This window comes from Alloalcanivorax mobilis (genome assembly GCF_002864685.1).
Classification (GTDB): Bacteria; Pseudomonadota; Gammaproteobacteria; order Pseudomonadales; family Alcanivoracaceae; genus Alloalcanivorax; species Alloalcanivorax mobilis.
This window is the reverse complement of record NZ_NMQZ01000001.1, coordinates 307,213-320,680: the sequence shown is the minus strand read 5'-3', so window position 1 is coordinate 320,680 and position 13,468 is coordinate 307,213. Positions and strand designations below refer to the sequence as shown.

Here is a 13,468-nt window from a genome sequence, read left to right as displayed (position 1 = left end):
CGTTTTCTCGACCGGGAAGCCTGATTTGCCGTCCTCGCCCTTACCCCTGCTGCTGGACTTCGACCACCAGTATCACCGCGATCAACGCCAGAGCGCCGACTTCCTGCATCGCCGGGACCGGCGTCTGGCGCTTGATTATCAACGCCGGCACGGCTCATTGCCGGGCCAGGCCGCCTGGCTCGGCGAAATCGGCGCCGCCAGCGGCCCCGAGCAAAGCAAACACGCTGACAGCGCCGCCGGCCTCCGTGGCTGGCGGCGGCTGCGGTTGCTGTTCATGGCGCTGGGCGCGGTGCTGGGCGTGCTGACCATGCTCGGCCTGCTTTATTACGACGGCGGCCGGCGCATCAATGTCACCCTGATCGTCGCCATGGCCCTGCTGCAACTGTTGCTGGCGCTGCTCACCAGCGCCCAGGCAATGGTCGGCGCGCGCCCTTGGCGCGGCCTGTTCCGTGATGGCGTGCCGCGCTGGTGGCCGTTGCCGGAGCCGGCCCCCATGCTGCGGCTTCTGCAGCCCCATCTGGCCGCCCGGATCGCCCACGGCGGCGGCCTGGCATTCGGCCTCTGTGCGTTGCTGACCCTGCTCACCCAAGTGCTGATCAAGGATCTGGCGTTCGGCTGGAGCACCACCCTGCAAGCCTCCGCCGCTGGCTACCATGAGCTGATGCGCGCCCTCGCCTGGCCCTGGCGGGAGTGGCTGCCCGGCGCGGTGCCGAGCCTGGAGCTGGTGGAACGCTCGCGGTATTTCCGCCTCGGCCAGGGCGCCCCCGCCGAACCGGCGCTGCTGGGCGGCTGGTGGCCGTTTCTGGCCATGCTGTGGGCGGTCTACGCGGTGATCCCAAGGCTGCTGTTGCTGGCCTTCGGCAGCTGGCAACTGCGGCGGCGCGCTCTGGCGCTGCTGCGCGATCACCCGGGCCACGCCGCCCTGCTCGAGCGTTTCAACACCGCCTATGTGGAAAGCGATCGACCCGCCGACCACGAGCCTCTGCCCGCTTCCCGTTCACCGGGCATCGACGGCGGCCCGGCCCTGCCGGTGCCGGGTACTCTGATCCGCTGGGCCGGCGCCGGCGCCGGCCAGCCCGGGCTGGCCCGTCATTTGATTCAAGGCGACGAGCCGCTGGTGCTGAACGCCGGTGGCGCCGCCAGCCTGGAGCAGGATGCCGAGACCCTGGCGGAGGCCGCGCAGTGCAATCGGCCGCTGGTGATCGTAACTCGGGGCTGGGAGCCGCCCACCGGCGAGCTGCAGGATTTTCTCACCGACGCCCGCCAGCGCTGCGCCGCCGGCACGCCCTTGATTCTGGTGCCCCTGGCGGCGGACGGCGATCCGGCGCCGGCCCGCGACGACACCCTTGCCCAGTGGCAGCGCTTCGCTCTGCGTCAGAAAGACCCGCGGCTCAGCGTCGCCGGTTTTAGCGTCGCGGAGGCCGATCAATGAGCCAGACGCCCCGTTTCGCCGTCGTCGGCCACCCCAATAAGGGCAAATCCAGCAGCGTCGCCACGCTGGCGCAGAACGACGACATCGCCATCGCCCTGGAGCCAGGCACCACCCGGGACAGCCGGCACTACCCACTGAGCGTGGACGGCCGGCCACTCTACGAGTTGATCGACACGCCTGGCTTTCAACGTCCGCGCCGCGTGCTGGCCTGGCTGGAACAACACAGCCAGAGCGCCTCGGACCGGCCCGACACGGTGCGCGCCTTTGTCACCCAGCATCGCGACGACCCGCGCTTCCACGACGAGTGCGAATTGCTGACACCGATTCTGGACGGCGCCGGGATCATTTACGTGGTCGACGGCTCGGTGCCCTATTCCAGCGAGCATGAGGCGGAGATGAACATCCTGCGCTGGACCGGCCGCCCCAGCCTGGCGCTGATCAACCGCATCGGCGAGCAGGATCACGGTGAGCGCTGGCGCGCGGCGCTGGGGCAGTATTTTCAGATTGTGCGCCACTTCGACGCGGTCCACGCGCCGTTCGACACCCACCTGGGGTTATTGCGCAGCTTCGGCCAGCTGGCGCCGGAATGGGAAGCGCCCCTGGACGAAGCCATCAACCACCTGGCCGAGCAACGCCAGCGGCGTCAGCAGCAGGCGATGCGGCTGATCGCCACCACCCTGGCCGCCATGCTCACCCGGGTGCAAAGCGCCACCTTGCCGGTGGGCGGCAACCGCGACGAGCTGGAACACGGCCTGAGGCAACGCTGGCGGGAATGGCAGCGCCAGCGCGAGCAGGGCTTGCGCCGGGACATCGAGGGCCTCTATCTGCACCACCATTTGCAGCGCCAGGAAAGCGATCTGGCCTGGGAGCCGGGCGCCGATCTGTTCAGCGAAACCACCCGCCGCGCCTGGGGCGTCAGCCGCACCTATCTGGCCACCGCCGGCTTCGGCGCCGGTGCCCTCGGTGGCGCTGGCGTGGACGCACTCACCGCTGGCCATACGCTGGGCGCCGGCGCTCTGGTCGGCGGCTTGTTGGGCGCCGCCGGCAGTCTCTATTACGCCGGCAAGCTGGACCGCCTCAAGCTCGGCCCGCTGTCCAGCGGCGGCCAGCGCGCCCATTTCGGGCCGGTGCGCGACCCGCAATTCGGCTACGTGGTGCTGGGCCGCGCCCTGGAGCATTGGTACCGGGTCAGCCACCGCAACCACGCCGGCCGCGACCCGCTCACCCTCGGCGACGCCGACAGCCACTGGCTGGAGCAACTGTCCCGGAGCCAGCGCCAGACGCTGCAAAAAGCCCTGCAGAACCCGCCACGGGACGACGGCGACAGCAAACGCCGGCGGGCTCTGGAACAGGCCGTGTCGGAATGCGGCGACGCCTTCCTGCAATGGCGCACCCAAACCTCGCCGTGACCGCGCCGGCCAGGCCGGCGGTCAGTCACGCAAATGCGCCGAGCGTTCGCGGCGATAGTCGCGCGGTGCCACGCCCATGACCTTCTTGAACTGCCGGGAAAAGTGATACGGGTCTTCGTAACCCAGATCGGCGGCGACGTCGGCGACGCTCAACTCGGTGATGTCGAGCAGGTAACAGGCGCGGCTGATTTTCAAATGCTGAAACGCTTGCATCGGCGTTTGCCCGGTGTGCCGTTTGTATTCGCGGATAAAGTGATAACGGGACAACGCACTGGTGGCCGCCACCAGTTCGCCGAGGTCGATTTTCTCGTGCAGACGGGTCTGCAGCCAGGCCTGCACCCGGGCCACATCCAGCGCCGCGTTACGGCTCTGGCGCTGGCGCCGCATCAGCGCCATGTAGCTGAGCACGCTCTTCAAAAGATTGGCCGCGTAAAGTTGATGCTGGCGCTGAAAACGGGTGGCGGTGGCGAGCAGCAATTCCAACTCCTCGGTAAGGCGTGAGTGCACCCCCACCGACACCGTGAAGGCGCGCTCATCGCTTTGAATCTCGTCGAAGTACGCGGCCACGCCGGCGCCGCCCAGGTGCACCCAGTAAATCGTCCAGGGATCGCCGGGATTGGCCCGATAGCGATGCCGGCGCCCCTCGCGCAGCAGCAGCACCTCACCCGCCCGCACCGGCCGACGCACCCCCTCGACCTCCGCTACGCCGGACCCGGCCAGGCAGTAAATAAACAGATCGTCCGCCGGCGCCACGCGCCCCATATGGTGGCCGGCCGCCGCCGGATAATAGCCCACCCCGTGGGGCTGGCAGTCCCGGCACAGCGGGTGCCCGGCCAGTTCATCGACCAGCGTTTGCGGGATCACCACCCGCCGGCCCGCCTTGGGCAAAGGCCATTTCGAGGTTTCGGCAAGGGGCGGCGTGAATTCAGTCATGGGAGCAATTTTATCCATCTTTTCTCAATCAAAGCCATCTAAACCGGCCCGTCATTGTGATACCAATAGCAATATATTTGTCAGTGACCGGTATCAAAACGCTCCGGTCGTAGTGATTACAACAACAATCAAGGATGTCGCGATGCTTGCGATCAGCTTCCTCGGCCTGTTCCTCGGCCTGGCTCTTCTCGTCTTCCTGACCATGAAGGGCGTCAATATCATCATCTCCGCCGTGCTGTGCGCGGTGCTGGTGGCCCTGTTCAGCGGCCTGGCTCTCGACGAGGCGATGCTGGACACCTACATGAGCGGCTTCACCGGCTTCTTCACCACCTGGTTTCCCGCCATTCTGCTGGGCGCCATTTTCGGCCAGATCATGGACGACAGCGGCGCCGCCAAGACCATCGCCCGCAAGGCGCGCGACTGGTTCGGCGAGAAACGCGCCATCATGGCGGTGGTGGGCGCTTCGGCGATTCTCACCTACGGCGGCGTCAGCGTGTTCGTGGTCGGCTTCAGCGTTTATCCGATCGCCTACCAGCTGTTCAAAAGCGCCAACCTGCCGCACCGCTTTATCCCCGGTGCCATGGTGTTCGGTTCGATCTCGTTCACGATGACCTCACCGGGCTCGCCGGAGGTGCAAAACCTGATTCCCACCGAACACTTCGGCACCACCGCCGTGGCCGGCGGTTTTATTGGCGTGATCTGCGGTTTCACCATTTTGCTGCTCGGTGCCTATGCCCTGAAGCTGGCGGTGGGCCGCGCGGTGGCGGCCGGCGAGCAATTCGATCCGCCCGCCGCCAGCCGCCAGCACGGCGACGACGATGCCCTGCGCATTCCGGCCCTGGCGGCACTGGTACCGCTGGTGGTGCTGGTGGGGGGTTTCAATCTGCTGTCGCTGGTGTTCGAACTGCGCGCCGTGGAAGCGCTGCTGGTGGCCATGGTCACCAGCCTGGCGCTGGGCTTTGTGCTGTTTCGCCATGCGCTTGATCACAGCACCGGCACCCTGGCCGCCGGCGCCGACAACGCCCTGGTGGCCACCGCCAATACCTGCGCGGTGGTCGGCTTCGGCGCGGTGGCGGCGTTGACGCCGGCCTTCAAGGAGATCGTCGCGGTGCTCACCGACCTGCCCGGCCTGGAGTACGCCGGCCTGGCCATGGCGGTCACGGTGATCGCCGGCATCACCGGTTCCGCGTCCGGCGGGCTGGGCATCGCGCTGCCAATCCTGGCGCCGATTTACCAGGGCATGGGCCTGGACAACGGCGCCATGCACCGGATCTCGGCGCTCGCCTCCGGGGGGCTGGATTCACTGCCCCATAACGGCTACGTGGTGACCACCATTCGCGCCATCTGTAAAGAAACGCACCAGCGCGCGTACCCGATGATTTTCGTCGCCAGCGTGCTGGTGCCCTCGGCGGTACTGATGCTCGCGGTGCTGCTGTACACCCTGTTCTGAGCCGTGCCGGTGAAGCTGGCAAATGGCTATACGAAGTGTTTTCCTGATGGGGATGCTCTCCATCAGGCGGCCACCTTGTCCGCCCCGCGATGGGCGGATTCCGGTACCCCTAACGCATCACTGATATCAAAGCGGAGACCCTCATGTCGACCCGACTGCCCCAACTGATCAATGGCGAGTTCGCCGAAAGCAACACCCGCACCTGGATTCCGGTGACCAACCCCGCCACCCAGGAAGTGCTCTGTGAGGCCCCCGCCGCCACCGCGGAGGAAATGGAGCAGGCCATCGCCGCCGCCGGCGCCGCTTTTCTTGAATGGCGTGAAGTGCCGGTGTCCGAACGGGCGCGCCTGATGTTGCGCTATCAACACCTGCTCAAGGAGCGCCACGACCAGATCGCTGAAGTGCTGGCCAAGGAAACCGGCAAAACCTTCGAGGACGCCAAAGGCGATGTATGGCGCGGCATCGAAGTGGTCGAGCAGGCCGCCAACGTGGCCTCGATGATGATGGGCGAGACTGTGGAGAACGTGGCGCGCAGCATCGACACCCACTCCTGGACCCAGCCACTGGGCGTGTGCGCCGGTATTACCCCGTTCAACTTCCCGGCGATGATTCCGCTGTGGATGTTCCCGATGGCCATCGCCTGCGGCAACACCTTCGTGCTCAAGCCCTCGGAACAGGACCCGATGACGCCCAACATGCTCGCCGAGCTGTTCCTGGAAGCGGGCGCGCCGAAAAACCTGCTGCAGGTGGTGCACGGCGGCAAGGAGCAGGTCGACACCCTGCTCACCCACCCGGCGATCAAGGCGGTGTCGTTCGTCGGCTCGGTGCCGGTGGGCCAGCATGTGTATCGCACCGCCACCGACCACCTCAAACGCGCCCAGTGCTTCGCCGGCGCCAAGAACCACATGGTGGTGATGCCCGATGCCCAGAAGAGCCAGGTGATCGGCAGCCTGGTGGGGGCCTCCTGCGGCGCCGCCGGCCAGCGCTGCATGGCGATCAGCGTGGCGGTGTTCGTCGGTGAATCGCAACAATGGATCGAAGAACTGAGCGCCGAGTTCGCCAAGATCCGCCCCGGCGCCTGGGACGACAAGGACGCCGGCTACGGCCCGCAGATCAGCCCCAAGGCCCGCGACCGGGTGCTGACGCTGATCAAACAGGGCAAGGAGGAAGGCGCCACCTGTCTGCTGGATGGCTCCGAGTGCACCGTGGACGGCCTGCCCGACGGCAACTGGGTCGGCCCGACCCTGTTCACCGACGTCAAACCGGAAATGGCCATCTACCAGGAAGAGATCTTTGGCCCGGTGCTGTGCTGCGTGTGCGTGGACACCCTGGAAGAAGCCATCGAGCTGGTCAACAACAGCCCTTATGGCAACGGCACCTCGATCTTCACCGCCAGCGGCGCCGCCGCGCGCAAATACCAGCACCAGGTGGAAGTGGGCCAGGTCGGCATCAATGTACCGATTCCGGTGCCGCTGCCGTTCTTCAGCTTCACCGGCTGGAAGGGCTCGTTCTATGGCGACCAACATGCCTACGGCAAGCAGGCGGTGCGTTTCTATACCGAAACCAAAACGGTCACCAGCCGCTGGTTCGAGGACGACATCCAGAGCGGCCCGAACATGACCATTCATTTGAAATAAACGCGCCCGGGACCGCGCCCCGACGAACACCGTTGGTCGTGGGCGCGGTTGCCACCGGCCGCCACCAGCACAGGACCCAAGCCGTGGATTTCGCTCTTAATGAAGAACAACTGGCGTTCCGCGACACCGCGCGCCAGTTCGCCGATAAGGAGTTGGCGCCGTTCGCCGCCGCATGGGACGCCGGCAGCGTGTTCCCCAAAGACACCCTCCGCCGCGCCGGCGAATTGGGCTTCTGCTCGCTGTATTGCGACGAGGAGCACGGCGGCATGGGCCTGAGCCGGCTGGACGCGGCTCTGATTTTCGAACAACTGGCGGCCGGCTGCACCTCCACCACCGCCTTTATCACCATTCACAACATGGCCACCTGGATGCTCACCCGTTTCGGCAACGACACAGTGCGGCAACGCTGGGGCGCCGCCTTGATGAGCGGAGAGAAACTGGCTTCCTATTGCCTCACCGAACCGAACGCCGGCTCCGACGCCGCGTCGCTCACCACCAGCGCGCGCCGCGACGGCAATGATTATGTGCTCAACGGCGCCAAGGCGTTCATTTCCGGCGCCGGCGACACCGATGTGCTGGTTCTGATGGCGCGCACCGGCGGCCCCGGCGCGGGCGGCATTTCCTGCTTCGCGATCGCCGCCGACACGCCGGGCGTCAGCTACGGCCGCAACGAAGAAAAAATGGGCTGGAAAAGCCAGCCCACCCGGGCGGTGATTCTGGACAACGCCCGGGTGCCAGCGGAGAACCGCATCGGCGACGAGGGCCAGGGCTTCAAGATCGCCATGGCCGGCCTGGACGGCGGTCGCATCAACATCGCCAGCTGTTCCCTGGGCGCGGCCACCGCCGCGCTGCGCCAGGCGCAGAGCTATGTGCAGGAACGCCAGCAGTTCGGCCAGCCGGTGGCGGCCTTCCAGAACACCCAGTTCGCCCTGGCCGACATGGCCACCCACCTGCTGGCCGCCCAGCAGATGGTGCGGCTGGCGGCCTGGAAACTGGACCAGGGCCACGACGACAAAAGCACCGTGTGCGCCATGGCCAAGCGCCTGGCCACCGACCTGTGCTTCGACATCTGCAATCAAGCGCTGCAGTTGCACGGCGGCTACGGTTACATCAAGGAATACCCGCTGGAACGCTATGTGCGCGACAGCCGGGTGCATCAGATTCTCGAAGGCACCAATGAAATCATGCGGGTGATCATCGCCCGCCGGGTGCTTCAGGATTTGTCATTCTTATAAACGCGCAAAATCACGCCCGCCCAGCGGACAATAAGGAGAAAACAATGAAAATCGGCTTTTTTGGTGTCGGTAACATGGGCGGCCCGATGGCCGCCAATCTGGTCAAGGCCGGCCATGAAGTCACCGCCTTTGATCTGGTGCCGGCGCTGCTCGAAGCGGCCAGCGCCGCCGGGGCCCGCGCCGTGGACCAACCGGCGCTGGCGGTGCAAGGCGCCGAGGTGGTGATCAGCATGCTGCCTTCGGCCAAGGCGGTCACCGGCCTGTATCTTGGCGAGCAGGGCATTCTTGATCTGATCGACCCGGACACCCTGATTATCGATTGCTCGACCATCGACGCGGCCACCTCACGGCGGGTGGCCGGGATCGCCGCCGACAACGGCCGGGTGATGATCGACGCGCCGGTTTCCGGCGGTGTCGGCGGCGCCAAGGCCGGCACCCCCACCTTTATTTGCGGCGGCCCCGCCGACGCCGTGGAACAAGCCCGGCCCCTGCTCGAATGCATGGGTAAGAACATCTTCCGCGCCGGCGACAGCGGCGCCGGCCAGGTGGCGAAAATCTGCAACAACATGCTGCTGGCGGTGCACATGATCGGCACCGCCGAGGCGCTGCAGATGGGCGTCGATCATGGCCTCGACCCGGCGGCGCTGTCGGAGATCATGCGCGCCAGTTCCGGCGGCAACTGGTCGCTGGAAGTGTACAACCCGTGGCCCGGCGTGATGCCCAATGTGCCCGCCTCCAACGGCTATCAGGGCGGCTTTGGCGTGAACCTGATGAACAAGGACCTGGGGCTGGCTCTGGAAGCGGCGCTGACCAGCGGCTCGTCCACGCCGATGGGCGCGCTGGCGCGCAGCCTGTACGCCGCCCACGCCAACCAGGGCCACGGCGGTCTGGATTTTTCCAGCATCCAGACTTACTTCCGAAGCCGCGACGCGGATTGATTCGCAGCAATCGTCGACGCATAAAGAACGGCCCGGTGTGCGTGTTATCGCATTAATCACCAACAAAGAGGCCTCAATGCACGGGGCCGGCGACATTTTTTGGCGCTGGCCCTTGCAGGCGGCGATCAAACAGAACGTCCCGCCGGGGCTGACACAGCATGAAGTCGGCCCCGAAGGGCCCGTGTGCCAGTGATCAGTGATCAGTGCACCATGATCGTTTTCTGATCATCCGCAGCAATCCACGGCGACTGCAAACGTGGGATTGATCCCGGTCACACCTGGGACGCCCCACCATCGGCGAACAACTCGACGCCGTTGATGTAACTCGAGGCATCACTCGCCAGAAACGCAACGGCCCTGCCAATCTCCCGCGCCTCACCTATCCGCCCGAGCGTGCTTTTTTCACTGAACGCTTGGATAACCCTTTCCGCGTCTTCAGCGAGCATGCTTCGCAGGGACTGGGTATCGACAGGGCCAGGGCTGAGGAGATTGATGCGGACGCCGGAACCCTTGATGTCCAGAACCCAGCTTCTCACCAGGGCACGCAGGGCAGCCTTGGTTGCGCCATAGACGCTCAGGCCGGGGCCGGGATTGATCGAGGCAGTGGAGCCGATGATGACGATGCTGGACCCTTTGGCCATAAGGGGCAGCGCTCCCTGGACGGTAAAGGTCACGCCTTTCACATTGATATTGAAAAGCCGATCAAAGCTTGCTTCGGTGATCGTACCCAGCGGCCCTATTTCCCCCGTCCCCGCGTTAGCGATCAGGACATCGATACGGCCGATATCCGACTCGATACGGCTAAAGAGTGCCGCCAGATCGGACGCGTTCGAAACATCGGCGGCAATGGCGACGGCCTCATCGCCCAGGCCGGCCAGGGCCTCGTCCAACTGCTCTTGTCGGCGCCCGGTAATGACAACTTGAGCGCCCTGCTCGACAAACTCTCGTGCAATCGCGAGCCCTAAACCTGATGACCCACCGGTGACCAGCACAACTTTATCTTTGAATGACATGAACATTTACCTGAGCAAAGGAATGGGACTGCGCATAAAATATGTAGTGGATACTACATAGTGCGCGCATACTGCGCAACCCATTTAGCAATCACTATATAAATCTTCGTTTGCCGAACGTTTGCTCGTGGATATAGCGGCCGCTACACTGAATTTCTCATCTCGCGAGGCCACCATGAACGAAAAGACCCGACAACGCCGCCCTGCTTTTGATCGCGAAGCGGGAGTCGCTATCGCTCAGGCGCTTTTTCATGAACGTGGTTATGACGGGGTCAGCCTTGCTGATCTGACCGAAGCCATGGACATCAAACCGCCCAGTTTTTACGCCGCCTACGGCAGCAAAGCGGAGCTGTTCGAGCGGGCGATGCTGCGTTATGCCCAGGAAAACGCACTGCCCCTGGACGATCTTCTCGCGCCCGACCGGCCTCCCGCTGAAGCGCTTTCCGCATTGCTGCTCGCCGCCGCCAAACAATACGGGCGGCACAGCCTGCTGCGTGGCTGCATGATTACCGAGGGCATGCGAGCGAATGACCAGGTGGCACGCCAAATGGCTCGGAATCTTGGCAATGGCGGGCTTCAGGCGATCCGCGCTTACCTTGATCAGGTTCACCCGCGAGGGGCCCAGGCGCTGGCGGATTACATGGCGGTCACTTTGCGCGGCTTGTCGGCAGCGGCTTGCAACGGCATGTCTCGCAAACGTCTTATTGAGGTCGCACAGGTAGCTGGCCGATTTCTCTCTCGGGAAATGGACGCCGACCAATCCACCTCGGCTTCCTAAGCCGTGAGTCGCTGCGGGGCGATGACCTCTGTCTGTATCGATCCGTGATCGTGGTACCCGCGATGGTCTCGCCGAGTTCGCCACCGAGCCGACGTGCCGGCGTTTCGAAATCTGGCCGTCGTTCGCCGTGGAACAAAGCGCCAAATCGGTTCATCGCCTTGGCGGGCCAGACACAGGGGGGGATGAAGAAGGACTATTTCCGGTCTTGAATGCGCCGCCAGGGGCGCGCCAGCTCCAATTCGAAAGCCAGCTCCAACAGCGTGCGTTCACCGCCCTGCACCGCCGCCAGCTGCACGCCAATGGGCAGGCCGTTTTCGGTCTGGCCCATGGGCAACGAGATCGCCGGGCTGCCAGAGGCGTTGTTGGCGGGGGTGAAACTGGCGTACTTGATCAACCGGTCGATGAGCGTGTCGAACGGCACTGTCGGGCTCAGATAACCCAGCTCCGGCGTGGTGTGCGCCAGCACCGGCGAAAGCACCACATCGTACTGTTTGAAGGCGCTGGCGTAGCGCTGCCAGGTGCGTTTCAGATGAAACAGCATGGACGGCGTTTTCAGCATGTGGCAGCGGTAATAGGCGCTCAGCCCCAGGGTCAGATCGTCCAGTTCGGCGGCGTTGAAATCCGGGCTGACGATGCGCCGGCCGAAGCGGTGCACCATGAATGCCATAAAGCCGTAATACAGCACGAAGTCATCGATAAAGCGCCGCCCCAACGGGATCGGCGCCTCTTGCACATGGTGGCCGAGATCCTCGAGAAGGCGGGCGGTGTCTTCCACGGTGGCGCGGGTGGCCGGGTCGGTGGCGCTGCCGGTGATCGAATCGACCAATAACCCGACACGCAAGCGTCGGCGGGCCGGGCCGCTCACTTCGCCAATCGGCGCCAGCCGCGGGTCGCGGTAGTAGCGCTCGGCGTGGGCGAAAAAACGCGCCGTGTCGCGCACGCTGCGGGTCAGCACTCCCTCGCAGATCAAGTCCACCGGCAGCGCCCGCGAGGCTTCCGATTTGACCAGCCGGCCACGGGTCGGCTTGAGCCCCACCAGCCCGCAACAGGCGGCGGGAATGCGGATCGAGCCGCCGCCGTCGTTGCCGTGGGCGATCGGCACCGCGCCAGCGGCCACCAGCGCGGCGGCACCGCCGGAGGAAGCGCCACAGGAATAGTCCGTGTGCCAGGGGTTGCGCGCCGGCGGCGCGTCCATGAACTCGGTGGAGGCGCTAAAGCCGAAATCCGGCAACCGGCTCTTGCCCAGCACCGTGAAACCCTGCGCCAGATACTGACGCGCAAAGGCGCTGTCGCGCGCCGCCGGGCGCGCATGGGCCGCCGCCGCGCCCTGTCCGGTGGGCAGGCCTTTCAGATCGAGATTGTCCTTGATCAACGTCGGCACGCCAGCGAACGCGCCGGCGCCCCGGCCGAGCCGCTTCGCCTCGGCGCGCGCACGCTCGAACGTCGCCAGCGCCACCGCGTGCAATCGCGGATCGACCTGTTCGATCCGGGCAATGGCCGCGTCGGTCACCTCGGCGGCGCCCAAGGCGCCGCTGCGAATGCCCTCGGCCACGGCGGTGGCGTCCAGATCGCCAAGGGCATCGTCGCCGAAAGCGTGGCGCTTTTTATTGGGGTCGTTCATCGCGTTTTTTGCCCTTCGTTTGATCAACATGCCCACCCCGATGGGGCCATCGGAGCCATGCCGGAATGTACCATGGTGCCAGCTTCAGGACGGGCCAATCCCAGCTGCCCCGCTTCGCCATGCCGCCCTGGGGCAAGAGCCCGATTTAGGCGTAAAGTACCCGCTTAACAACCAATATAAGGGGAGAGCGTCATGGCGTTTGATTTCAGTGGGTACCGGGTGATTGTCGCCGGCGGCAGCAAGGGGATCGGCCGGGCTATTGCGTTGGGTTTCGCCGGCGCTGGCGCGCGGGTGAGCGTGTGCGCCCGTAACGAAGAGGCCCTGCAAGCGTTGCGCGAAGATGCCGCCGCCGCCGGGCTGGAGCTGTTGACCGGCCGCTGCGACATCGGCGACAAGGCGGCGCTGGAAGGCTACCTGAGCGATGCGCTTTCAACCCTCGGCGGCCTCGATGTGCTGGTCAATTGCGCCTCCGGGTTTGGCCGTACCGACGACGAAGCGGGCTGGGCGGTGAGCCTGGACGTGGATCTGATGGGCACCGTGCGCGCCAGCCACGCCTGCCTGGCGGCGCTGCGGCAATCCGAACATCCGTCGATCATCAACCTGGCGTCGATCTCCGCGCTGCGCGCCTCGCCGCGCACCCCACCCTATGGCGCCATCAAGGCGGCGGTGGCGCACTACACCGGCACCCTGGCGCTGGAACTGGCGCCGCACAAAGTGCGCGTCAACGGCATCGCGCCGGGTTCCATCGAGTTTCCCGGCGGCGTCTGGGACAACGCCAGACAACACAATCCCGAGCTTTACCAGCGCACCCTTTCCAGCATTCCGTTCGGCCGCATGGGCAGCGACCAGGAGGTGGCCAACGTGGCACTGTTCCTGGCCAGCGACTACGCCAGCTGGATCACCGGGCAGACCCTGGTGGTGGATGGCGGGCAAGTACTCGGCTGACCGCCTCGGTGGCAAGCCCGCCGGCGCGCACGTCGGGCTTGCATTGGCACCGGAATGCCGCCACATTGGCCGCACTT

Annotated in this window: 11 protein-coding genes; 8 read left to right on the top strand and 3 right to left on the bottom strand. The window is 65.4% G+C overall.

Going from position 1 to position 13,468, the window contains the following annotated elements:
* The first annotated feature begins 25 nt into the window (after window positions 1-25).
* The gene (locus tag CGS25_RS01505) at window positions 26-1,432 is read left to right on the top strand and encodes a DUF2868 domain-containing protein (protein WP_101674322.1); all 1,407 of its coding nucleotides are present in this window, start codon (window positions 26-28) and stop codon (window positions 1,430-1,432) included.
* Entirely contained in the window at window positions 1,429-2,841 is a 1,413-nt protein-coding gene (locus tag CGS25_RS01500; protein ID WP_101674321.1) for a GTPase/DUF3482 domain-containing protein, read from the top strand. Before CGS25_RS01505 ends, CGS25_RS01500 begins: the two co-directional genes overlap by 4 nt.
* 21 nt (window positions 2,842-2,862) lie before the next feature.
* On the opposite strand, the gene CGS25_RS01495 is transcribed toward CGS25_RS01500, so the two are convergent.
* The gene (locus tag CGS25_RS01495) at window positions 2,863-3,774 is read right to left on the bottom strand and encodes an AraC family transcriptional regulator (protein WP_101674342.1); all 912 of its coding nucleotides are present in this window, start codon (window positions 3,772-3,774) and stop codon (window positions 2,863-2,865) included.
* 142 nt (window positions 3,775-3,916) lie between these two features.
* On the opposite strand from CGS25_RS01495, the gene CGS25_RS01490 reads away from it, so the two are divergent.
* The 4 genes from CGS25_RS01490 (at window position 3,917) to mmsB (ending at window position 9,034) form a co-directional block, all read left to right on the top strand.
* Window positions 3,917-5,224, top strand: coding sequence for a GntP family permease (locus CGS25_RS01490; protein ID WP_101674320.1), 1,308 nt, complete (start codon window positions 3,917-3,919; stop codon window positions 5,222-5,224).
* 143 nt (window positions 5,225-5,367) lie between these two features.
* Window positions 5,368-6,861: a CoA-acylating methylmalonate-semialdehyde dehydrogenase gene (locus CGS25_RS01485; RefSeq protein ID WP_101674319.1), complete on the top strand. Its 1,494-nt coding sequence runs from the start codon at window positions 5,368-5,370 to the stop codon at window positions 6,859-6,861.
* An 83-nt stretch (window positions 6,862-6,944) separates the two neighbouring features.
* The gene (locus CGS25_RS01480) at window positions 6,945-8,096 is read left to right on the top strand and encodes an acyl-CoA dehydrogenase family protein (protein WP_101674318.1); all 1,152 of its coding nucleotides are present in this window, start codon (window positions 6,945-6,947) and stop codon (window positions 8,094-8,096) included.
* Window positions 8,097-8,140: 44 nt separating this feature from the next.
* Window positions 8,141-9,034, top strand: coding sequence for a 3-hydroxyisobutyrate dehydrogenase (gene mmsB, locus CGS25_RS01475; protein ID WP_101674317.1), 894 nt, complete (start codon window positions 8,141-8,143; stop codon window positions 9,032-9,034).
* Between the two features lie 272 nt (window positions 9,035-9,306).
* Here mmsB and CGS25_RS01470 read toward each other — a convergent pair whose 3' ends face one another.
* Window positions 9,307-10,047, bottom strand: a complete 741-nt coding sequence (locus CGS25_RS01470; protein ID WP_101674316.1) for an SDR family NAD(P)-dependent oxidoreductase — start codon at window positions 10,045-10,047, stop codon at window positions 9,307-9,309.
* A gap of 175 nt (window positions 10,048-10,222) precedes the next feature.
* Between CGS25_RS01470 and CGS25_RS01465 the strand changes: the two genes are divergently transcribed.
* The gene (locus tag CGS25_RS01465; RefSeq protein ID WP_089033789.1) at window positions 10,223-10,825 is read left to right on the top strand and encodes a TetR/AcrR family transcriptional regulator; all 603 of its coding nucleotides are present in this window, start codon (window positions 10,223-10,225) and stop codon (window positions 10,823-10,825) included.
* 193 nt (window positions 10,826-11,018) lie between these two features.
* On the opposite strand, the gene CGS25_RS01455 is transcribed toward CGS25_RS01465, so the two are convergent.
* Window positions 11,019-12,446: an amidase gene (locus tag CGS25_RS01455; protein ID WP_101674314.1), complete on the bottom strand. Its 1,428-nt coding sequence runs from the start codon at window positions 12,444-12,446 to the stop codon at window positions 11,019-11,021.
* A 192-nt stretch (window positions 12,447-12,638) separates the two neighbouring features.
* On the opposite strand from CGS25_RS01455, the gene CGS25_RS01450 reads away from it, so the two are divergent.
* On the top strand, window positions 12,639-13,391 hold the full coding sequence (locus tag CGS25_RS01450) for an SDR family NAD(P)-dependent oxidoreductase (RefSeq protein WP_089033791.1): 753 nt from the start codon (window positions 12,639-12,641) through the stop codon (window positions 13,389-13,391).
* The last annotated feature ends 77 nt before the right edge of the window (window positions 13,392-13,468 follow it).